Raw genomic sequence first — 21,609 nt, 5'->3', positions numbered from 1 at the left:
ACAAATGTAAAGTAGAAAATTGATTTATACAATAAAATTTAAGGAAAATGTTAATAAGGTGTTAATAAGATAAAAAAAATAGCTATCAACTATTAAAATTTCAAAAAAATTAGTCTAATTAGAAGAGTTAGGTGAAGAATCCACATCTTTTTGTTCAGTTTTAAAAACTTCTGTTTCGTTTAAAACAATATTTAAAGAAGCAACTGTAGCACTTATCTTTAACTCTAACCACTCATTTACAGCTATATTTTTGTTTGAAAAATCCCAAATACCTGTACTTGAATCATAAGTTGTATTTGTTGGAATTATAGTGTTTACTGCATCATAATTTAAACCAGTAGGCAACAAATCTTTTACTTGAACACCAGTTGCAATATCTGTTCCTTTATTAGTAATTCTTAACGTAAAAATAACATTATCACCAAGTTTTACAATGCTTTTATCTACTGTTTTTAGCAAGCTTAAATCTATCTTCTTGGCTGTTATTGTAAAGTTTTCTGTTAAATCGTCTGAAGAAAGATTAGTATCTATTTGATCTTGGGTGTTAGATACCACGTTAGAAAAAGTTCCTTCTGAAGGTTTATTAGGAACTTTAGAAACAAATTTTAATGTAAAAAGCTCACCAGCTTCCATAGTTCCAATAGTCCAATCTGGACTATTCCATGTTCCTTGGCTTGGCGTTACACTAATTAAATCTAATTCTGTTGGAAAAATATCTTTTACCACTAAATTTGTTACTGGTTGCAATCCAAAACTTTCTACAGTAACTGTAAAATTGATGATATCTCCATCTGTAACTGTTCCTGTAATATCACTTGTTTTAGAAACCACAATATCTGGGTCACAATTATAAACAGATACAATTTTAGACGAATAAGAACAAGTTCCTTCGGTTACAATAACATTATATTCTCCTATTCCAGTAGGCGTATATGTTGCAGAAGTTGCACCAGCAATTATAACGTTATTTTTATACCATTGATAGGCATCAAAACTTTTAGTTTCTTCTTCTAAATCACCTGCAGGATAACAACCACCACCAGTAATTTGAACACCTACAACTGGAACAGTATCAAAACCTGAAAAATAACCCGCCAAACCGGCATTAGAACCTAAACTCATGAAAGTACCTACTGCAATTGGACCTGTAGAAGTTACGTCTATTTCTCCGGCCAAACCTGTAACCTAAAAGGTTTTCCAATCGGACGTTCCTGCAGGAACTGTTGGAGTTGGTAAAGCTACTCTAACACCATTTTCTCTAACTACTATATTAGCATCTGCCGTTAAAGAAGATGCTATTATTGTAATTGCAGAGATATTAGAGTTAGCACCAGCAATCTTATCAATATCAGAAATTTCATCCATTAAATTTGGTAACAAACAATTTACTGGAGCAATAAAATTCATACCAATTGTTTGTATTTTATTTGTAGCTCCTTGCAAACATTGGTATGCATAAACTTCTTTAGAAGTAGTTACAAACATACTTGCACCGGCATTTCCAGAAGAATAGTAACTACCAGGAATTTCTATATAATCTCCATCGTTAATTGTACCTATTTTTGTATTTCCTGCAAAAACATCTGTATTATTTTGGGTAGCTACAATTATAGGAAACTCTGTTTCATTAGACCCTAAACCTCTTACAAAAACATATTCTCTTCCTAAAGAGGCAACACCCACAGGTTGGTCTATACCTACATCTCTATTCCCACTTGTACTCCTTATCCCTACATTTAAACCTCCATTACTAATTACAATAGGTTTAGTCGCATGTATTTTTGATCCCAACCAGCCATCTATATTTGCTGTGGTTTCATTTTTTGCAGCTTCTAAAACAAAAGTTTCTCCTTTATTTAAAGTAATTGTTTGCGAATCTGCAGTAATTCCTCCTCTTGCAGTTCCTAGTCTAAATTTACAATTTGGATCGTAGCCAGAAACTGTAACAACGGTTCCATCTTCTGTTGCCATCATTCCTAAACTGGTTGTTAAATTTGTATTTCTTGCTCTGTTTGGAATACCACCCCACCTAAAATCTACACCTTTTGCTTTAGAACCTTTGGACGTTAAAGAACCTGCCTGTGCAGAAGACCTTCCTCTATAATTTACATAAAATTTCTTTCCACTTGGTGATATAATTCTTAGCCCTGCATTCGTTAAAACTTTACCTGTATTTGCATTAGTTAATAAAGTAATATTGTTATCACCATTTCCTAATCCGTTAGAATTATCAAATATTTTACCATTTCCTTTAGATAAACCCGTTATTGTTAACAAAGGAGTTGTACTTGTACCCCTGTAAATTTCTATAGAAAACGGAGTAGTTTCTGGAGTTGAAAAATAAACGGCTTGCTGAACAATTCCTTGATTATTAGATACTTGCTTTAAGGGTGGTAGATAATGCTCACTATCTAATTGCGCATAAGATTGCACACTAAATAAAGTGACACCTAAAAACAATAACATTTTAAGAACAGTAAATAATTTACGATTCAATATATTCATATAACGCAATTTTTTCGGGGGGAAAATTCAATCAAAAATAAGTGAAAAAAAATAAGCACAATTAAAGTAGGTTTTTTAAGCCATAACTTACAAACCTCTTTCTTTTTTTATTTTCTCGTAAGCTGTTTGTATGCTTTGAAACTTTTCTTTAGCTCCTTGTAAATGCTCTTTTCCTAAATCTTGTAATTTGTCTGGATGGTATTTTTTCACCATTTTTCTGTAAGCAGATTTTAACTCATCATCTGTTGCAGATTTTGTAATTTCTAAAATTTTATAAGCATTGTCAGACTCATCATAAAACATTGCCTTTATAGAGGTAAAATCTCGCTGATTGATATACAAATACCCTGCTATTTTTCTAATTTCTTCAACTTCTTTTTCGGTTACAAATTCGTCTGCTTTTGCAATTCCGAATAAAAAGTGAAGTAATTGTAAACGAGATGCATGAGACATGTGTTCTCTAATTTGAATACAAACCTGTCTTGCAGAGATTTCTTTCTTTACAATTCCTTTAAATAATTTAAAAGCATTGTTGGCTCTTTCTTTACCATACATACTTAAAAATTGAGCACGTACAAATTCTAATTCGCGTTTGTCTATTTTACCATCTGATTTTATAACTATAGATGCCAAAACAAGCAAACTCATTTCAAAATCTCCAGATTGCGTGTTTACATGTCTGTTATTTTGGGTTTTACTTTGATATTCTCCTTGCTCTAAAAGCAGATCTTTTTCGGAAAAACCATCTACAAAACTACCTATTGCAAAACCTATTGCTGCACCTATTGGACCACCTAAAGTAAATCCTAATCCTGCACCCAACCATTTTGTGAAATTTGCCATATTCTATTCTCTTTCTTTATAATTACAAGGTAGCAAAGTTACAAAGTTCCTTTTAAAGTTTGTTTAGAACCATTATGTTTATTGAACTTTTAAATCCTTAATACTTTTAACACAAAGGGTTAACATTCTGCGTGAAGGATTGAAGCATTTGTTTGAGCTCTTTTTTCTTTTTTAGAAAAAAAGCGAGTGCGGAAAGCCTGACGATTTTTTAAAATAGAATGTAGTGATAACGGAATAGTATTTTTAAAAATGGGCACGCCCTAAAAAAGAAAATATTAAGTATCTTTGCAAAGAATTAAATTAAAAATTATGTATCCAGAAGAATTAGTAAAACCAATGCGTGACGAGTTAATTAACGCAGGTTTTGAAGCATTATATACAGGTGAAGACGTAGAAAAAGCAATGGCAAAAAAAGGAACAACTTTAGTGGTTGTAAACTCGGTTTGTGGTTGTGCTGCAGGAACTGCAAGACCAGGAGCAATTGCTTCTTTAGGTGCAGAAAAAACTCCTGATAATTTAACAACTGTTTTTGCAGGTGTAGAGAAAGAATCTACACAAAAAGCACGTGAATTTATGATTCCTTTTCCTCCTTCTTCTCCAGCAATGGCGTTGTTTAAAGACGGAAATTTAGTACACATGTTAGAAAGACACCATATTGAAGGTCGTTCTGCACAAATGATTGCACAGAATTTAGCACAAGCTTACGAAGAGTTTTGTTAGACTTACAATAAATCCTTTTTTTTTGAAGGAAAGAATTTTAAAAATCCATTCTTTTAGAGTGGATTTTTTTATTTTTATAAAAATTTAAAACTATGGCATCTTTGCTTTCTACTTACACCGTAAAAGAATTACAAAAGAAATTAAAAACACAAAAAATCTTATTTGTTGTACAAACAATTGTGGTTTTATTAATGGTTGTTTTGGCAATTTTTTCTTCTATTGATGAAGGTGTTTCTTTTCAAACCTTTTTACCATTATTCTTTGCTCCTATGAGTGTAATAATGTTTTTTGAAATTAAAAAAATTAAAAAAGAACTTGCTTTAAGAAAATAAAATGAACGAAGAAAAAGTAATTGAAAACACTATTTTATTTGTAAAAGAAGAGTTAAAAGATGCTGAAGGTGGGCATGATTGGTTTCATATAGAACGTGTTTTTAAAAACGCAATTTTAATTTCTAGAGAAGAAGATGTAAACGTTTTTGTAGTTTCTTTAGCTGCATTATTACATGACATTGCAGACCCTAAGTTTTACAATGGAGATGAGACTATTGGGCCTAAATTAGCTACTGAATTTCTTGAAAAACAGAAAGTTAACAAAGAAACAATTTTACATGTTGTAAACATAATCAACCATATTTCTTATAAAAATTCATTTGATAAAAATGGTGAAAAATTTACGTCCAAAGAACTTGAAGTTGTTCAAGATGCAGATAGATTAGACGCAATTGGTGCTATTGGTATTGCACGTTGTTTTAATTATGGCGGTTTTAAAAATAGGGCTCTGTACGATCCAGAAATTTTACCAAACTTAAATATGACAAAAGAAGAATATAAAAAGTCTTCTGCACCAACAATTAATCATTTTTATGAAAAATTGTTATTATTAAAAGATAAAATGAACACCAATTCTGGAAAACGAATTGCTACTGACAGACATAATTATATGGAGCAATTTCTAAATCAGTTTTATAATGAATGGAATGGTGTTAAATAATTAATTCTAATACAAAAATAATTGTTATAGATTTTAATTATGCAAAAAGGCTTTTTTTAACACCTATTTAAAAGCTTATTAATTTTCCCTAAGTAAATTGTAAGACTCACCTTTACAAACCTCCTTTAAAGCTTCTAAAAACAATTTTTAAAATTTAATTTTCCTTTGCGGCTTCTAAAGCTATAATTTTATATTCCAATTCAGAAAGTTTTGCGGATTTCTCTATAATTTCATCTACAGTTAAATTTGTACTTGAATTTATATAATTTAAAATATCATTACTTTTAAAAGTATAATAATTTAAGGTTTCTTCTATTTTATCTTTCATTTCGCATCTTTTTAATTAATGAACATGATTCAATATTTGGTTTCTAAAAATAAGTGCAAACTTTTATGCAAATTACGTTTATAAAAAAAAATAGAAAAGAACCAAAAACGTTTATGTGAACTTTATGTATTTTGGCTAATAAAATTCAGTTTTTGTATTATACTTTTTTATTGAATTAAATTTTTCATTTCACTTCTATATTTAGAAGCACTTTTTCCTGTAAAATTTTTAAAGAGTTTATTAAAGTGAGAAAAATTATTAAAACCACACTCGAAACTTACATCGGCAATACTCATTGTACTTTCTGCCAATAATTTTGTAGCATGTACAACTCTATATTCATTTACCAATTTTGTAAACGTTTTTCCAGTAGATTTTTTAAAGTATCTACAAAATGCAGGAACAGTCATACTTGCTAATTCTGCAATCTCATCTAAACTAATATGTTCTTTAAAGTGCTCATTAATATGCTTGTAAATAATTTCTATTTTATTACTGTCTTGTGGTATGGTTTCGAAAGCAAAACCATTTGCATTTAATAAAGTATAGTCTTCCGTTGTTGCTAAATCATTTAAGATTTCTAAAAAAGAAGAGATTCTATTTACTCCTTCTAGCTCTACAAGCTTTTCAATTTTTGCACCAATTCTTTGTTTAATTTCTATATTGAAACGAATTCCTTTTTTGGCTCTTTCAAACAATGAATCTATTGCAATCATTTCAGGAATTTTAAAAAACTCTTTTCCTAAAAAATCTGGAGAAAACTGTATTAAGGTTTCTGAACCATTTGTAGTTAAACGATCTAAATAACCAACATGTGGTAAATTAGAACCTATTAATACTAATTGGCTATTATTAAAATAACTAACATGATTACCAATATGTCTCTTACCTTTACCTTTATTAACGTACACCAACTCTATTTCTGGATGAAAATGCCAAAATGGTGTGTTCTCTTTTAAAAACTCTATATGTTTTTTAACTAACAATGAGCTTCCAAAATTTGGCGTAATTTTTTCTAATGTAGGCTTCTTTTGAATCATATGCTACAAAAATACAACACTTAAAAATAATAACATATATAAAATTACCTCTTTTGTATGTTATTTTAACTTAACACGAATTTAACATAGCTAAAAATGATAATTTAGCACATAAACCTATCAATTTTGATGTTTTGAGGCGTTAAAATCTGCTATAAATTTGCAGTGTTATTAATTGATAAAATGACAAATGATGAAAACAAAAATGAAAAGAAGTTTATTAGTAGTATTAATGTTAGGAACATTAATAGGTTACGCAAATGAGAACAATACATCTACAACTGTTTTAGATGCAAAAAAAGTAAAGGTTGAATTTAAGTCTGTAAAAAAAGGACAAACTATTACTATTAATGATGAAAACGGAAGTCAAGTATACAATCAAAAAATTGAAAACTCTGGTACTTATTCAAGATTTTTTAATTTAACTGCTTTAAAAAATGGAATTTATACTGCAGAATTAAATAAAGATTATGAAATCTTAATTAAAACTTTTAAGGTAGAAAACGGAAACGTAACTTTTTTAAGTGAAGAAAATAACAAAGTATTTAAACCAGTTATTAGAAATGAAGAAAACTTGGTTTTAATTTCTAAAATAGACTTTAATAACAAACCTTTAAATGTTGTTATCTATTATAAAGATGAAGTTATTCTATCTGAAACTGTTAATGGAAATGATATCTTAAGTAGAGTATACAAATTATCTGAAACTGAAAAAGGAAATTATAAAGTTGTTATTAATACAAACAACAGAATGTACATAAAAGATTTTTCAATCTAAAAAAGAATAGTTAATTGGTCATCAAAACACTGCTATATTTTGATGAGAAAAGCGAGTCATAAATGACTCGCTTTTTCTTTTTCTATTATTTTAACTATGCATGCATAGTAAATAGAATTACCTCTATTATATTCTATTTTAACTTTACATTAAATTAACATTAAATAATATTGATAATTTAGCACACATACTTGTCAATTTAGATGTTTTCAGACATTTAAAACTACCATAGATTTGTAGTATCAATAACAAGTAAAAAAAAGAAAAATGAAAACAACAATTAAAAATTACATAGTAGTAGCATTAATGTTAGGAACATTATTAGGTTACGCAAATGAAAGCAACACTTCTTTTAAATCAATTGATGGAAAAAGAGTAAAAGTTGAATTTAACGCTGTTAAAAAAGGAAACACATTAACCATTAAACAAAGAAATGGTGTTATTTTATACTCGTCAGAAATTAAGAATGCAGGAACATTTTCTAAAATATTTGATCTTTCTGCTTTAACTTCTGGAAATTATATTGCAGAATTAGAGAAAGATTTCGAAATCATTAAAAAATCTTTTAAAGTAGAAAACGGAACTGTTATTTTTACTTCTGATGATGAAACGGAATTTAAACCAGTTATTAGAACTCAAAACGAATTGGTTTTAATTTCTAAAATATCTTTCAGCCACAAGCCAGTAGAAGTAACAATTTACTATAAAGATGACGTAATTTACTCTGAAACTATTGTAGATACAAAAGAAATTCTAAACAGAGTGTACAAGGTTTCTAATGAACAAAAAGGAACATACAGAGTAGTGGTAAATACTAATAAAAAATCTTACACACAAGATTTTAAAATCTAACAAATAGAACCTTACTAATTCAAATTATTGCTATGATTTGATAAAAAAAGCGAGCCTTAATTGACTCGCTTTTTTTATTTTATTATTACTCCTCAGCAATTAAAAGGAATTTCTTTAAAAATTTGGTTTTCTTTTTTCTAAAAATGCAGTGGTACCTTCTTTAAAATCTTCTGTACCAAAACACTCACCAAACTCATCAATTTCTATATCAAATCCATTTACTCCGTCTTCAAAATTTGCATTTACTGCTCTAATTGCAGCACTAATTGCAACAGAAGAATTTCGCATAATTCTACCTGCGATTTTTTCTGCAAGTGGTAATAATTCTTCTTGAGAAACTACATGATTTACCAAACCACATTCTTTAGCTTCTTGTGCAGAAATCATTCCAGCAGTCATAATCAATTCCATAGCTTTTCCTTTACCAACTAATTGTGGCAAACGTTGTGTACCTCCATAACCTGGAATTACACCCAATGAAACTTCCGGTAAACCCATTTTTGCATTGTCAGATGCTATTCTAAAGTGACAAGACATTGCCAACTCTAAACCACCACCTAAAGCAAAACCATTAACAGCTGCAATTACTGGAGTTGCTAAATTCTCTACATAATCAAACAACATTTCTTGCCCTGCTCTTGCTAAAGTTGCACCTTCTTCTATAGAAAAATGAGCAAATTCTGAAATATCCGCACCAGCTACGAAGGCCTTTTCTCCACTTCCAGTTAATATAATTACTCTTACATCCTCATCATCTTCTAGAGACTCAAAAACTTCGTGTAATTCTTCTATGGTTGCTTTGTTTAATGCATTTAATTTTTTTGGGCGGTTAATGATTACTCTTGCTAATCCGTTTTGTTTTTCAACTAAAATATTTTCGAAATTCATTTTTAAAAATTTTTATTAATAAAATATAACTTATTAAAAACTATAACTACAATGTATTTATGTTTTTGGTAAAATCACTGTAAAAACCGTTCCAACTCCTTCTTTAGAAGTAAAGGAAATAGTTCCATCATACGCTTCAATAATATTTTTTATAATTCCTAAACCTAATCCCATTCCACTTGTTTTGGTGGTAAATTTAGGTTCAAAAATTAATTCTTTTACCTCATCTGGAATTCCTTTTCCATTATCTGAAACTATTATTTTAACTGAATTTCCTTCTGCTAAAACCTTAACTTCAATTATAGGGTTTTCTTCATTACCAATTGCTTGCGAAGCATTTTTAATTAAGTTTGTTACTATTCTAATTAGCTGTGTTTTATCTAAATTTGCAAACAACTCTTTTTCTTGCGGAAGATATTTAACTGCATCTTCGTTAAAAATATCTAAAGCTAATTTTACTACCTCAATAACATCTATTTTTTCTCTTTTTTGAGATGGCATTTTAGCAAAATCTGAAAATGCAGAAGCAATTGAACTCATTACATCTATTTGCTGAATTAAAGTCTGACTATATTCTGCCAGCTTTTCTTTAGAATTCTTGTCTTGAGGATTAAATTTTCGCTCGAAACTTTGCACCGTTAATCTCATAGGAGTTAACGGGTTTTTAATTTCGTGGGCAACTTGTTTTGCCATTTCTCGCCAAGCTTGTTCACGCTCACTTTTAGCTAATTTCACAGCACTTTCTTCTAGCTGATCTATCATACTATTGTAAGCTTCAACTAAAACTTCTATTTCTGAACTTGCTTTATCTAAAATAATTTTTTCATTTCGCTCGTTTAATCGCGTCTGCTGCATTTTATCTGAAATAGTTTTTATAGATCTTGTAATGTAACTAGATAAGAAATATGCGAGTGCAATTGCTATGATAAACATTAATAAATAAACCAAACTCAAGCGATACATAAATTCTTTTAACTCATGTTCAATTTCTGAATTATCTTGGGTAAACTGCAATTCTAAAATACCTATTCGTTTAAACTTTGGATCATTAATATACGAGTAAGAAGATTGATAACCAATACCATCTTCTTGTCTATTCTTAAGAATTCTATGGTTTGAATTTTGAGCTAATTCTTTTAGAATATTATCTGGAATTGCCTCAACATTTATTTTCTCGAAAGCACTTGCAATCGATGATTTCAATAGCTTACCATTCAAATTATAAATAGAGATATTTAATCTATTTATGGAAGATATTTCATAAATACGTTCTTGAAAAATTTTAGGTAAATTTTCTGTATTTACAGGGTAAGTTGTTTTATTTTTTAATTCTAACTCTATTATTTCTTTGGTAATTGCTTCCTTTCTTTCAAAACGCTGAATATTATAATCTTTTGTTTGCTCATCATATTGATAAATTGTTACCACCAATATTAAAACTGATGCCAACAATACCAACAAAATCATTGATAAAAAAATACGTATTCTTAAAGAAATATTTTTAAAATGAATCAAATTTTATTTTTTTATAATTGTTGTTTTCATAGTTAGTAAATCATCAAAATCTCCATCTTCATCCCAATCGTACTTGCTTTTTCCTAAAAAACCTTCTTCAGTTTTTGTAATATGATAACTTACTTTCATATCTCTTCCTCCATAATTAAATTCAACAAAAAGAGAGTCATTTACAACATTCCATTTTCCTTTAGAGCTAGATATATGTTCTCCTTTTTTATTTAAAAACCAAGCAGAAAATGTACCATCTTCATTGTATTTAGATTGCGCTACTAATTCTGGATTGTTGTCGAACTTGTCTTCATAAACATTTAAAGAGTCAGATTTTTGATAGGTTGGCATTTCTAATTTTAAATACGAAGTTTGCCAACTATTTATCATATATTCTTTTACAGTTTTTTCTTTCTTACAAGCAACAAAAAACGTTCCGAAAATAATAATTAATATAAAATTCTTTGTTTTCACCTTATATATATTTTAGATTGACAAGATAGCTAAATAACAAATCACAAAAAAGCTGTTGAGAAATATTTCACAACAGCTATAATTTTATCTATTTCAATAAAAAGTTAAACTTGCTAATCAAAATTGCCATAAGGATCATAATACTCTGCACTAATTTCGAGTACATCTAAATCTCCATCATTATCATAATCAATTTCTAATTGATAAGTAAATTCTGTCTCTGTAACATCTATTAGCTTATATTTAGTTACATATTGTTCTCCAAAATAAAACTTAATAATTGCTCCCGATAATTCCCATCTTAAATTTGTTGTTGAAGTTGCACAAGGAGCACAATTATCGCAATTGAGTACTATTGTTTCTTCAAAATCAAACTCTTTACCTTGTTCGTTGTAAAATTGAAAAAAATCTTTTTTACAACTATCTGTATGAGGATAAAGAAATATTTGCCCATCTACTTTTACAGTATTAATTGACCAAGAGCCAATAATTGCCTCTGCAAAATAAGATTCTCTTGGATCTATTATTTCTGGTTCCCCTTCTAATTCTTCATTTTTTGAACAAGAAATTATTATTAAAAGTATAAATGTAGATAATAGAAGTCTTTTCATAATTAACTTTTTAACCAACTATGTTTACAATTTTCCCAGGAACAATAATAATTTTTTTAGGAGTTCTACCTTCTAATTGCGCAATTGTTTTTTCGTTTTCTAAAACTGTTTTTTCTATTTCTTCTTTTGATAAATCTAAAGGAAGCTCTAAAGTAAAACGCATTTTTCCGTTAAAAGATATTGGGTAATTTTTAGAACTTTCTATTAAATGTTTTTCATCAAAAACTGGAAAAGGAGCTGTTGAAATTGACTCTTTATTTCCTAATTTACTCCATAATTCTTCTGAAATATGAGGTGCGTAAGGAGATAATAAAACCAATAAAGGTTCTAAAATTTCTTTCTTATTACATTTTAAGCCTGTTAAATCGTTTACAGCAATCATAAACGTAGAAACAGAGGTATTAAAAGAGAAATTCTCTATATCTTCTTGTACTTTTTTAATTGTTTTATGTAAAACTTTTAGTTCGTTTTTAGTTGCTTTTTCTTCGGATACAATTACGCCATCTTCAGAAACATATAATTTCCATAATTTCTTTAAGAAAGAATATACACCAGATATACCAGAAGTTTTCCAAGGCTTTGCTTGTTCTAATGGCCCTAAAAACATTTCGAACAAACGCAAAGCATCTGCTCCATATTCTCTTACAATATCATCAGGATTTACAACATTGTATTTAGATTTAGACATTTTTTCTACTTCTCTACCAACTTTGTAAACACCATCTTCTAAAATGAATTCAGCATTTTTATAATCTGCATTTAAAGGATGATTTTTAAAACCATCTACATCTAATTCATCTGAAGAATTTACCAAAGAAACATCTGAATGTATAGGTGTTTTGGTAATCATTACTAAATCTGCATAATTAGGATTCAATAATTTATTATCTAATAAGTAGTTTTTTACAACAGTTTCAAATTCATCATCATTAGAAAATAAATTTTTAGAAACAAATACGGTTGGTATTTCTGCGATAATATCATCATTAGATTTTTCATCAGAACAACCACAACCATTTTTAATAAAAGGAGTTGCTTTATATACAAAAGCAGAAGTTCCTAAAATCATTCCTTGATTGATTAGTTTCTTCGCAAATTCATCTACAGGAACAATTCCTTTATCGAACAAGAATTTCTGCCAAAAACGAGCGTATAATAAATGCCCTGTTGCATGTTCTGAACCTCCAATATATAAATCTACTTCTTTCCAATAATCTAAAGATTCTTTACTTGCAAATGCTGTGGAATTTTGCGAATCCATATATCTATTAAAATACCAAGAACTTCCTGCCCAACCTGGCATTGTGTTTAATTCTAAAGGATACACTGTTTTGTTTTTCAACTTTTCGTTAGAAACAACTTTATTTCCACGAGAATCCCAAGCCCATTCTGTTGCGTTTCCTAAAGGTGGTTTTCCATCTTCAGTTGGCAAGTATTTTTCTACTTCTGGCAAGACGATTGGCAAGTGTTTTGCGTCAATCATTTGTGGCATTCCGTCTTTGTAAAATACTGGAAAAGGTTCTCCCCAATAACGTTGTCTGCTAAAAACAGCATCACGCAATCTGTAGTTTATTTTTCCATAACCAAAACCACGTTTTTCCATTTCGAAAATGGCTAATTTTAATGCTTTCTTGTATTTTAATCCTGATAAAAAATCTGAATTTGCAATTTTAGTTCCTTCTTTATCTGTGTGCGCTTCTTCAGAAATATCTACACCTTCAAAAATATTAGGAATTGGAATTCCGAAATGTTTTGCGAAATCATAATCACGTTGGTCTCCACAAGGAACTGCCATAACTGCTCCTGTTCCATAACCTGCCAAAACGTAATCTCCAATCCAAATTTGAATTTTTTCACCAGAAAAAGGATGAATTGCATACGCTCCTGTAAATGCTCCAGATATGGTTTTTACATCTGCCATTCTATCACGTTCAGAACGTTTTGCTGTTGCTTCTATATACGCATTAACCTCGTCCTTTTGCTTATCTGTCACGATTCTTGACACCAATTCGTGTTCTGGAGCTAAAGTCATAAAACTTACTCCGTAAATTGTATCTGGTCTTGTTGTAAAAACATCAATTTTATATTGATTTTCCTCTTTTAAAACTTCTTTTTTTGAAGTTTCATTAACCGTTACTTTTGGAAACTGAATTGCAAAATTAATTTCTGAAACAACTTTTTCTACATTTTTAAGAACCTCTTCATTTGTAAAACGAATTACATTAAAGCCTTCATTATTAAAATAAGTTGTTCTTGCTTCTTCATCTTCTTTTCCAGAAAATTCAACAATTAAATTTTTAGAAACACATACATAATCCACTAAAAATGTACCTATTGTATATTTTCTTCTAAATTTTGAAGCTCCTTTTTTATTCTTTAATTCGTTCCAAAGTGTCGTTTCTGCTTTTGTAGAATTTTGTCTTATTTCTTTTAAAGCTTCTAATTCTTTGTAAGATAATTTTACTTCATTCGATTGTTTTTCACTTCCATTATCAACCTTAAAAGTAACCATTGCTCCTTGAGAACGTCCAATCCAATTGGTTTGAGAATCTTTTAAAGGTTGTGGCCAATCTATAGTTTCTAATCCATCTAACAAACGTTGTGCGTATGCAGAAATTCGCATAGACCATTGTGTCATTTTTTTACGAATGACTGGATGACTTCCACGTTCTGAAACTCCGTTTACAATTTCGTCATTTGCTAAAACAGTTCCTAAAGCAGGACACCAGTTTACTTCTGTATCTGACAAAAATGTTAATCTGTATTGTAATAAAATTTCTTCTTGTTCTGTTTTTGAGAATGCTTTCCATTCTTCCGCAGAAAAAGGTTTTATATCTTCATCACAAACTGCATTTACTTTAGAATTCCCTTCTTTTTTGAAGAGTTTTTCTAAAGTTGAAATATCTTCAGCTTTGTCTGAATCTTTGTTATACCAAGAATTAAACAATTGAATAAAAATCCACTGTGTCCATTTATAATATTCTGGATTAGAAGTTCGTACTTCACGAGACCAATCAAAAGAAAAACCAATTTTATCTAATTGTTTTCTATAAGTTGCAATGTTTGCTTCCGTAGTTTTTGCTGGATGTTGCCCAGTTTGTATTGCATATTGTTCTGCTGGCAAACCAAAAGAATCATAACCTTGAGGATGCAAAACATTAAATCCTTGGTGACGTTTGTAACGTGCATAAATATCACTTGCAATATATCCTAAAGGATGCCCAACATGTAAACCTGCTCCACTTGGGTAAGGAAACATGTCTAGTACATAATACTTTGGTTTCTCACTTTCATTACTGGCTTTAAAAGTTTGGTTTTCTGCCCAAAATTTTTGCCAATTCTTTTCTATTTCTTGATGATTGTATTGCATTGTAACTTCTAAATTTAAGCGGCAAATTTACGTTTATTATACCAAAGTATAAAGCATAAAAAAGCCGCAATTAATAATTGCAGCTTTTTTAAAAATTCTTTTGAGTTTAAAACTCTATTCTTCTAGTTTTTCATAGACTACAGGAACAGAAACTACTGTATTTTCCCAACCTAAATGCATTGTTGCTTCATCTTCTTCTCCATCAAAAACAATAGAAAATGCTTCAATACTATCTTTTGTTTTAGACACTTTACCAGGAACTCTTAAAACATCTTGTTTTTCATCATAAAAATATGACCCCCAAATGTTTTTTTGATTGCTTAATATCACTGTCCAATTACCATCTTGAGGTATTGTAAATAAAGTGTAAGTTCCTGCTTCAACTTTTTTACCACCAAAATCTACTGTTTTGTAAAAAGTAATTTCTGGAGCTTCATTTGCGCCAGTTCTCCAAACTTTGTCCTTTGGTGCTAATTTATCTAAAGCTCTTCCTTTTAACTGTGGACGACTGTAAACAACTTTTACTAGTTTTTCTGATTCTTTCCAATTATTAGGATATGCTGCTGCGTCCATTGGACTAACATCCATTTTTGGGAATTTCTGCGCTGTTAATTCTGAAGACATTAAAAATGTAATTGCAAAAATTACAAGTGATAAAATAGATTTTTTCATTTAATATTATATTTTAATTAGATTATTATTTTCAAGTCTATCAAAAATAGAAATCATTACAATAAAAAGCTACTAATTTTCTGTTAAAGATTTAACTACAGCCACAATCGGTACTACAACCTTTATCTTTCTTTGAAGGAAATACATATTTTTTTATCAAAAAAACAACTGCTAATCCTAAAATTGAATATGCTATAATTTCTTGCATTAACTTAGTATTTGATAGATTATAAATGAAGAAACATAGGCCAATCCTGTCATTCCAAAGAGCTGAATTAATGGCCATTTCCATGTTTTTGTTTCACGTTTTACAATTGCTAATGTTGCCATACATTGCATAGCAAAAGCATAGAAAACTAACAAAGACATTCCTACAGGAAAATTAAAAAGTTTTCCTCCTGTTTCATTTACTTCAGAAGCCATTTTTTGTTTAATAGTTGTTGTGTTTTCATCATCTGCTTCTACGCTATAAATAGTAGCTAATGTTCCTACAAAAACTTCTCTTGCTGCAAAAGAAGTAATTAATGCAATTCCTATTTTCCAGTCATAACCCAAAGGTTTAATTGCTGGTTCTATACTTTTTCCCATAATTCCTATGTAGGAATTTTCTAGTTTTGCAGAAGCTACTTTTTGTTGAATTTCTTCGGAAGACAATGTTTGATTATCTGCATTTTCTATAACGTTCTTTTCTGCATTTTTATATGATTCTGGTCCGTTTGAAGCTAAAAACCATAAGATAATTGAAAGTGCTAAAATTATTTTTCCGGCACCGAATACAAATGCTTTTGTTTTTTCTAAAACATCGAAACCTACATTTTTAATTGATGGTAATTTGTAGTTTGGCATCTCTATTACAAAAAATGATTTCGATTCTATTTTTAATGTTTTATGTAAAATATAAGCGGCTAAAATTGCTGTTGCAAAACCAAGAGCATATAAAGACAATAAAACTAGACCTTGTAAATTTAAAAATCCAAATATTTTAGTTTTTGGAATAATTAAAGAAATTAAAATTGCATAAACTGGCAAACGTGCAGAACAAGTTGTAAACGGAACTACTAAAATGGTAATTAATCGTTCTTTCCAACTAGAAATAGTTCTGGTTGCCATAATTGCAGGAATAGCACATGCTGTACCAGAAATTAATGGAATTACACTTTTACCATTCATACCATAACGTCGCATAATTTTATCCATTAGAAAAACAACACGACTCATATAACCTGTTTCTTCTAAAACAGCTATAAATAAGAATAAAATTGCTATTTGCGGAATAAATATAATGACTCCTCCAATACCAGGAATAATACCTTCTGTTAATAAATCTGTAAGAATTCCTGGCTGCAAGTTGTTTTTTGTAAAGTCAGAAATTTGTGCAAAAGTACTATCAATAAAATCCATTGGAACTGAAGCCCAATCGAAAATAGATTGAAAAATAACTAATAAAATAAGCGCAAAAATTGCGTAACCAAATATCTTATGTGTAAATATTTTATCTAACTTACTTCGTAAGTCTGTTGCTTTACTTTTATCTACTATATACGTTTTCTTTAAAATTTTATTGATTTCTTGATAACGATAAATAGTTTCTTTATGCTGATATTTTTTTAGTTTAGAAACATCTTTTTTAAATGCTAAAAGTTTGTCTTTTTCTTCTTTTGTAATTGTTTCTGGATAATTGTTTTGGGTAACCATTAACCACAATTCGTACAAAGAATAATTAGGACTAATTTCTTTTAATTTATGAAAATAATCTGGATCTATTTTAGAATTAATCCCACATAATGGCGAAGCTTTTGCGGCAACGTGACAACGAATTATTGCTGCTTTAACATCATCTATTCCTTGGTTTTTTCTAGCACTAATTAAAACAACCTCTGTATTTAGCTCTTTTTTTAATAATGATAAATCAATAGAAATTCCCTTTCTAGTCATTTGATCTACCATATTAATAGCCAAAACTGTTGGAATTTCTAAATCTTTAATTTGTGAAAAAAGTAATAGATTTCGTTTTAAGTTTTCGATATCTGCCACTACCAAAATTACATCTGGAGATTCTTTAATATCTTTTTTTAATAAGGTTTTTAGAACAATACTTTCATCTAAAGAAGTAGGATTTATACTATAAGTTCCTGGCAAATCTGTAATAACCGCATTTTGCGTTGTAGATAGCTTACTAGTTCCTTGTTTTTTGTCTACTGTAACTCCAGGATAATTACCAACTTTTTGGTTTAAACCCGTAAGTTGATTAAAAAGTGAAGTTTTACCAGTATTAGGATTTCCTATTAAAGCAACTTTTATATCGTTTTTAGGCATTTATGAATTCGCTTTAAGAATTATAATTTGAGCCGCTGTTTCTTTTCTAATTGCTAAATGACTTCCGTTAACACAGATATATAAAGGGTCTTTTAATGGTGCTATTTGTACCAACTGCACTTCTGCACCAGGCAAACAACCCATTTCTAGCAACTTTAAAGGTATAAAATCTAAAGATTCTTCAGATATATAACCGATTTCTCCAATATGTAAAGAGGCAATTGTACTCAACGTTTTTTATTTGGTAAGCAAAGGTACTAAATTAGAATCATTCTAAACAAGTTATTTAGAAGCATATTCTTCTTTTAAAAGAGTAATATCTTTTTTTAACTTCTCCATATCTTCTTTTTCTGTTCCGTCGTAATAACCACGAATACGTCTTTCTTTATCTACCAAAACAAATTGTTCTGTATGTATAAAATCGTTTTCATCTCCATTTCCTTCATCTAGAACAGCAAAATAACTTTTTCTTGCCAGTTCGTAAATGTGTTTTTTACTTCCGGTTGTAACATTCCATTTGCCATCAATTACACCTTTTCTATCTGCATATTCTTTTAAAACAGAAACACTATCAATAACTGGAGTTACTGAATGAGAAAGAAACATAATATTGTTATCATTTTTATAAAAATCTTGTAATTCGCTCATATTATAAGCCATTGCAATACAAATTGTTTGACAACGTGTAAAAAAGAAATCTGCTATATAAATTTTGTTTTTATAATTATTATTGGTGATAATTTCTCCATTCTGATTCGTCAGTTCGAAATCTGCAATTCTATGATTTTTGGTAACATGCAATATACTTTCGTCTACCAAACGTGGGTTTACATCAACTGGATTATATATTTTTAATTTTTTATCAACTTTTAATAAATGATAAAAAACAGGAATTGCTACTGCAGAAAAAACTACTAAAAAAATAAGTGTAGGAAGCGATTTTTTAAAAAACTTAAAATCCATAAAAACATGTTTTAAACTGCAAATTTACGACTTAAAAAAGCTTTAAAAAGTAGATTTTAAATTCATTATTCAAAAATCTTTGTTAAAATAAAAATCAACCTTTATTTCTGCTTTTTAAACTCTCTTTAAAAACGTACATTTGCGACTATTTTAATTATGATTTAACGCTGAATGGAAATATTAATAAAAGCATCTCAATTTATTTTAAGTTTATCTTTACTAATTGTTTTGCACGAGTTAGGGCATTTTATCCCTGCAAAATTGTTTAAAACTAGAGTAGAAAAATTCTACTTATTCTTCGATTATAAATTTTCGCTTTTCAAGAAAAAAATTGGTGACACTGTTTATGGTATTGGTTGGATTCCTTTAGGAGGTTATGTAAAAATCTCTGGAATGATTGATGAAAGTATGGATACAGAGCAGTTAGCTCAGCCAGCGCAACCTTGGGAATTTAGATCTAAACCAGCTTGGCAACGTTTAATAATTATGTTAGGTGGTGTTTTTGTAAATTTTGTTTTAGGAATTTTAATTTACATCTGCTTAATGTGGGCTTATGGAGAGAAATTTTTACCAAATGAGAGTGTAAATAATAAAGATGGTATTTGGGTTCAAGATTCTCTTGCCATGAAAATTGGTTTAGAAACTGGAGATAAAATTTTAACTATTGACGGTGAAAAGATTAGAAAATTTAACGGAATAACTCTAGGGTTTATCAACGGAAATAATTTTACAGTAGAAAGAAATGGTGAAATTTTAGAAAAAAAGCTTCCTGTAGATTTTATTGCGAAATTAATGGACAGAAGAAAAAATGAAGAAGGGCCAGTTGTTTCTACAAGGTATCCTTTTATTATTGCTAAAGTTCAAAAAGATTCTATTAATGAGAATAGTGGTTTAAAACCTAAAGATATTGTTACTTCTATTAATGGAGACAATATTAAATATTATGACGAAGCAGAAGCTATATTATCTAAATACAAAGGACAAGAGATTACATTATCTGTAAAAAGAGGAAATGAAATTAAAGAAATCCCTGTAAAAGTTACAGATAGAGGAACTTTAGGAGTTGTGTTTGGAGGAGTTTCTTATAATGATTTAGCAAAACTTGGTTATTATGATTTAGCAGATATCGAATATTCTTTTGCTGAAGCTGTTCCTGCTGGTTTAAATAAATCTTGGAAAACGTTAACCGATTATGTAAAACAGCTAAAAAAGATTTTTAACCCAAGTACAGGTGCTTATAAAGGTTTAGGTGGTTTTATTTCTATTGGAAGTATTTTTCCTGATGAATGGAGTGCAGAATCTTTCTGGAACATCACCGCATTTTTATCTATTATGCTAGGGTTTATGAACTTATTACCAATACCAGCTTTAGATGGTGGACATGTAGTTTTTACACTTTGGGAAATGATTACAGGTAAAAAACCTGGAGATAAATTTTTAGAATATGCACAAGTTGTAGGGTTTATATTATTAATAGCTTTACTTCTATTTGCTAATGGAAATGATATTTTTAGGCTCTTTAAATAAGAGTTTAAAACATAAAAAAAGCCTCGAAAACATTTGTTTCGAGGCTTTTTTTATACTCTTAAAGATCGATTAATAAAAGGAAACCAAGTATATTCTGTGTTACAATTATCACAAGCATAACCTTTGGTTCCTGGCATTAATCTAGCAATCCCTTTTCTTTTCATTCTGTGCTTAGACACAGATTTACATCTTGGGCAGGCTTTCATAATAAATAATTATTTGTTTAAACGGGTGCAATGTAATGAAAACAAAGTAATTAGATATACGTAGAACTACCTATTTTTGATGTTATTTAATTGATTTGTTTTAATGATAGCTTGTTCGTTTTTCCAATCTATCCATTTCTGACCTTTTATTCTTCTCATTAAATTATCGATGGTTCTCATTATAAAAACATTGTAAATTGCTTTCGATAAATTTTTAGGTTTTCTTGCAATAGCTCGTAAACTCATAGAAAAACCTGGGGTAATATATTTCATATAATGCCAATAACCTTCTGGCATATACAACACTTGCCCATGTTCTAAATTGGTTTTATAACCTTTTGCTTTTTTTAGAGCTGGCCATTTTTTAAAATCTGGATTCGAAAAATCGATATCTTCTCTTGTAATTAAAGAATGTGGAATTTTATATAGATACTTATTCTGCTTTTGATCGAACAAAATAACTTCTTTTTTACCTTCAAAATGAAAGTGAAAAATATTTGCTAAGTCTATATCATAATGCATAAATGTGTAGGAATCTGTTCCTCCAAAAAACAACATTGGTAAACCTTTCATTAAACGTAAACCAAAATCTGGAAATGTAAAATCTTTTTGTAAAACAGGCACCTCTTTTAAAACATTCCATAGAAATATTCTAAATTTAGTAGGTTCACGTTTTAATAAATCTACATACTCGCTCATTTTCATTGTTGCATGTGGTTCATTAAAACCATCTTTAAAATCTACAGGTCTATCATCATACAAAGGCACCGTTTTATCTCCAGCAACTTCTTTTATATATTCTAAATTCCATTTTTTATACGCTGGCCAATCTTCTATAAATTGCTCAATTACTACTGGCTTTTGTGGTTTAAAATAGTTTTTTATAAAATCTTCTTTGGTAATTGTTTTTACTCTATCTATTTGAGATAAATTTAAACTCATATCTTTTTTTTTCAGCCTTCAAAGGTAAGAAATAGAATAGAAAATGTTTTGTTAAAAAGAAAACCACCATTCAAA

21 protein-coding genes are annotated in these 21,609 nt (G+C 29.2%); 6 read left to right on the top strand and 15 right to left on the bottom strand.

The window, feature by feature from the left end; translation table 11 throughout:
• Positions 1-114 precede the first annotated feature (114 nt).
• The 3 genes from H9W90_RS14630 to H9W90_RS14620 all read right to left on the bottom strand — a co-directional run bounded on the left by H9W90_RS14630 (position 115) and on the right by H9W90_RS14620 (position 3,348).
• Positions 115-1,176, bottom strand: coding sequence for a DUF11 domain-containing protein (locus H9W90_RS14630; protein WP_187482312.1), 1,062 nt, complete (start codon positions 1,174-1,176; stop codon positions 115-117).
• Positions 1,177-1,185: 9 nt separating this feature from the next.
• Entirely contained in the window at positions 1,186-2,505 is a 1,320-nt protein-coding gene (locus tag H9W90_RS14625; RefSeq protein WP_187482311.1) for an IgGFc-binding protein, read from the bottom strand.
• 87 nt (positions 2,506-2,592) lie between these two features.
• Positions 2,593-3,348, bottom strand: coding sequence for a TerB family tellurite resistance protein (locus H9W90_RS14620; RefSeq protein WP_187482310.1), 756 nt, complete (start codon positions 3,346-3,348; stop codon positions 2,593-2,595).
• Between the two features lie 309 nt (positions 3,349-3,657).
• Here H9W90_RS14620 and H9W90_RS14615 point away from each other — a divergent pair, with 309 nt between their 5' ends.
• From H9W90_RS14615 to H9W90_RS14605, 3 genes are all read left to right on the top strand, one after another.
• Positions 3,658-4,068, top strand: coding sequence for a BrxA/BrxB family bacilliredoxin (locus H9W90_RS14615; protein ID WP_187482309.1), 411 nt, complete (start codon positions 3,658-3,660; stop codon positions 4,066-4,068).
• A 92-nt stretch (positions 4,069-4,160) separates the two neighbouring features.
• Positions 4,161-4,400: a hypothetical protein gene (locus tag H9W90_RS14610; protein WP_088352813.1), complete on the top strand. Its 240-nt coding sequence runs from the start codon at positions 4,161-4,163 to the stop codon at positions 4,398-4,400.
• Position 4,401: 1 nt separating this feature from the next.
• Entirely contained in the window at positions 4,402-5,061 is a 660-nt protein-coding gene (locus tag H9W90_RS14605) for an HD domain-containing protein (RefSeq protein ID WP_187482308.1), read from the top strand.
• A gap of 154 nt (positions 5,062-5,215) precedes the next feature.
• On the opposite strand, the gene H9W90_RS14600 is transcribed toward H9W90_RS14605, so the two are convergent.
• Together H9W90_RS14600 and H9W90_RS14595 are read right to left on the bottom strand one after the other, a co-directional pair.
• Entirely contained in the window at positions 5,216-5,389 is a 174-nt protein-coding gene (locus tag H9W90_RS14600) for a hypothetical protein (protein WP_187482307.1), read from the bottom strand.
• A gap of 167 nt (positions 5,390-5,556) precedes the next feature.
• Positions 5,557-6,429: an AraC family transcriptional regulator gene (locus H9W90_RS14595; RefSeq protein WP_187482306.1), complete on the bottom strand. Its 873-nt coding sequence runs from the start codon at positions 6,427-6,429 to the stop codon at positions 5,557-5,559.
• A gap of 190 nt (positions 6,430-6,619) precedes the next feature.
• Between H9W90_RS14595 and H9W90_RS14590 the strand changes: the two genes are divergently transcribed.
• Together H9W90_RS14590 and H9W90_RS14585 are read left to right on the top strand one after the other, a co-directional pair.
• On the top strand, positions 6,620-7,207 hold the full coding sequence (locus H9W90_RS14590) for a T9SS type A sorting domain-containing protein (protein WP_254712505.1): 588 nt from the start codon (positions 6,620-6,622) through the stop codon (positions 7,205-7,207).
• A gap of 267 nt (positions 7,208-7,474) precedes the next feature.
• Positions 7,475-8,059 carry a hypothetical protein gene (locus tag H9W90_RS14585; protein ID WP_187482305.1) on the top strand — a complete coding sequence of 195 codons (585 nt, stop codon included), beginning with the start codon at positions 7,475-7,477 and terminating at the stop codon, positions 8,057-8,059.
• A 114-nt stretch (positions 8,060-8,173) separates the two neighbouring features.
• Here the strand turns inward: H9W90_RS14585 and H9W90_RS14580 are convergent, their stop codons facing one another.
• From H9W90_RS14580 to H9W90_RS14540, 9 genes are all read right to left on the bottom strand, one after another.
• Positions 8,174-8,947 carry an enoyl-CoA hydratase/isomerase family protein gene (locus H9W90_RS14580; RefSeq protein ID WP_187482304.1) on the bottom strand — a complete coding sequence of 258 codons (774 nt, stop codon included), beginning with the start codon at positions 8,945-8,947 and terminating at the stop codon, positions 8,174-8,176.
• 57 nt (positions 8,948-9,004) lie between these two features.
• Entirely contained in the window at positions 9,005-10,414 is a 1,410-nt protein-coding gene (locus H9W90_RS14575; RefSeq protein ID WP_187484009.1) for a sensor histidine kinase, read from the bottom strand.
• Between the two features lie 51 nt (positions 10,415-10,465).
• A complete protein-coding gene (locus tag H9W90_RS14570; protein WP_187482303.1) occupies positions 10,466-10,927 on the bottom strand; it encodes a hypothetical protein in 462 nt (153 codons plus the stop codon).
• Between the two features lie 113 nt (positions 10,928-11,040).
• Positions 11,041-11,538: a lipocalin family protein gene (locus H9W90_RS14565; protein WP_187482302.1), complete on the bottom strand. Its 498-nt coding sequence runs from the start codon at positions 11,536-11,538 to the stop codon at positions 11,041-11,043.
• Between the two features lie 10 nt (positions 11,539-11,548).
• Entirely contained in the window at positions 11,549-14,908 is a 3,360-nt protein-coding gene (locus H9W90_RS14560; RefSeq protein ID WP_187482301.1) for a leucine--tRNA ligase, read from the bottom strand.
• A 114-nt stretch (positions 14,909-15,022) separates the two neighbouring features.
• Positions 15,023-15,580, bottom strand: coding sequence for a DUF2911 domain-containing protein (locus tag H9W90_RS14555; RefSeq protein ID WP_187482300.1), 558 nt, complete (start codon positions 15,578-15,580; stop codon positions 15,023-15,025).
• A gap of 207 nt (positions 15,581-15,787) precedes the next feature.
• Complete coding sequence (gene feoB, locus H9W90_RS14550; protein ID WP_187482299.1) at positions 15,788-17,896, bottom strand: ferrous iron transport protein B; 2,109 nt, start codon at positions 17,894-17,896, stop codon at positions 15,788-15,790.
• Positions 17,897-18,127, bottom strand: coding sequence for a FeoA family protein (locus tag H9W90_RS14545; RefSeq protein ID WP_187482298.1), 231 nt, complete (start codon positions 18,125-18,127; stop codon positions 17,897-17,899).
• 51 nt (positions 18,128-18,178) lie between these two features.
• Positions 18,179-18,859, bottom strand: coding sequence for an SCO family protein (locus tag H9W90_RS14540; RefSeq protein WP_187482297.1), 681 nt, complete (start codon positions 18,857-18,859; stop codon positions 18,179-18,181).
• A gap of 171 nt (positions 18,860-19,030) precedes the next feature.
• On the opposite strand from H9W90_RS14540, the gene rseP reads away from it, so the two are divergent.
• Entirely contained in the window at positions 19,031-20,386 is a 1,356-nt protein-coding gene (gene rseP / locus H9W90_RS14535; RefSeq protein WP_187482296.1) for an RIP metalloprotease RseP, read from the top strand.
• Between the two features lie 272 nt (positions 20,387-20,658).
• Here the strand turns inward: rseP and H9W90_RS14530 are convergent, their stop codons facing one another.
• Positions 20,659-21,534: a cupin-like domain-containing protein gene (locus tag H9W90_RS14530; RefSeq protein WP_187482295.1), complete on the bottom strand. Its 876-nt coding sequence runs from the start codon at positions 21,532-21,534 to the stop codon at positions 20,659-20,661.
• Positions 21,535-21,609 lie beyond the last annotated feature (75 nt).

The sequence above is a fragment of the Polaribacter pectinis genome (genome assembly GCF_014352875.1).
Lineage (GTDB): Bacteria > Bacteroidota > Bacteroidia > Flavobacteriales > Flavobacteriaceae > Polaribacter > Polaribacter pectinis.
This window is presented reverse-complemented; position numbering and strand designations above follow the sequence as displayed.

Bases quoted from the DNA above. Each gene is read 5' to 3' on its own strand.
- rseP (WP_187482296.1), top strand. From the start codon at position 19,031: ATGGAAATATTAATAAAAGCATCTCAATTTATTTTAAGTTTATCTTTA.
- H9W90_RS14620 (WP_187482310.1), bottom strand. From the start codon at position 3,348: ATGGCAAATTTCACAAAATGGTTGGGTGCAGGATTAGGATTTACTTTA.
- H9W90_RS14600 (WP_187482307.1), bottom strand. From the start codon at position 5,389: ATGAAAGATAAAATAGAAGAAACCTTAAATTATTATACTTTTAAAAGT.
- H9W90_RS14540 (WP_187482297.1), bottom strand. From the start codon at position 18,859: ATGGATTTTAAGTTTTTTAAAAAATCGCTTCCTACACTTATTTTTTTA.
- H9W90_RS14595 (WP_187482306.1), bottom strand. From the start codon at position 6,429: ATGATTCAAAAGAAGCCTACATTAGAAAAAATTACGCCAAATTTTGGA.
- H9W90_RS14565 (WP_187482302.1), bottom strand. From the start codon at position 11,538: ATGAAAAGACTTCTATTATCTACATTTATACTTTTAATAATAATTTCT.
- H9W90_RS14555 (WP_187482300.1), bottom strand. From the start codon at position 15,580: ATGAAAAAATCTATTTTATCACTTGTAATTTTTGCAATTACATTTTTA.
- H9W90_RS14590 (WP_254712505.1), top strand. From the start codon at position 6,620: ATGATGAAAACAAAAATGAAAAGAAGTTTATTAGTAGTATTAATGTTA.
- H9W90_RS14605 (WP_187482308.1), top strand. From the start codon at position 4,402: ATGAACGAAGAAAAAGTAATTGAAAACACTATTTTATTTGTAAAAGAA.
- H9W90_RS14625 (WP_187482311.1), bottom strand. From the start codon at position 2,505: ATGAATATATTGAATCGTAAATTATTTACTGTTCTTAAAATGTTATTG.
- feoB (WP_187482299.1), bottom strand. From the start codon at position 17,896: ATGCCTAAAAACGATATAAAAGTTGCTTTAATAGGAAATCCTAATACT.
- H9W90_RS14530 (WP_187482295.1), bottom strand. From the start codon at position 21,534: ATGAGTTTAAATTTATCTCAAATAGATAGAGTAAAAACAATTACCAAA.
- H9W90_RS14575 (WP_187484009.1), bottom strand. From the start codon at position 10,414: ATGATTTTGTTGGTATTGTTGGCATCAGTTTTAATATTGGTGGTAACA.
- H9W90_RS14580 (WP_187482304.1), bottom strand. From the start codon at position 8,947: ATGAATTTCGAAAATATTTTAGTTGAAAAACAAAACGGATTAGCAAGA.
- H9W90_RS14610 (WP_088352813.1), top strand. From the start codon at position 4,161: ATGGCATCTTTGCTTTCTACTTACACCGTAAAAGAATTACAAAAGAAA.
- H9W90_RS14560 (WP_187482301.1), bottom strand. From the start codon at position 14,908: ATGCAATACAATCATCAAGAAATAGAAAAGAATTGGCAAAAATTTTGG.
- H9W90_RS14585 (WP_187482305.1), top strand. From the start codon at position 7,475: ATGAAAACAACAATTAAAAATTACATAGTAGTAGCATTAATGTTAGGA.
- H9W90_RS14615 (WP_187482309.1), top strand. From the start codon at position 3,658: ATGTATCCAGAAGAATTAGTAAAACCAATGCGTGACGAGTTAATTAAC.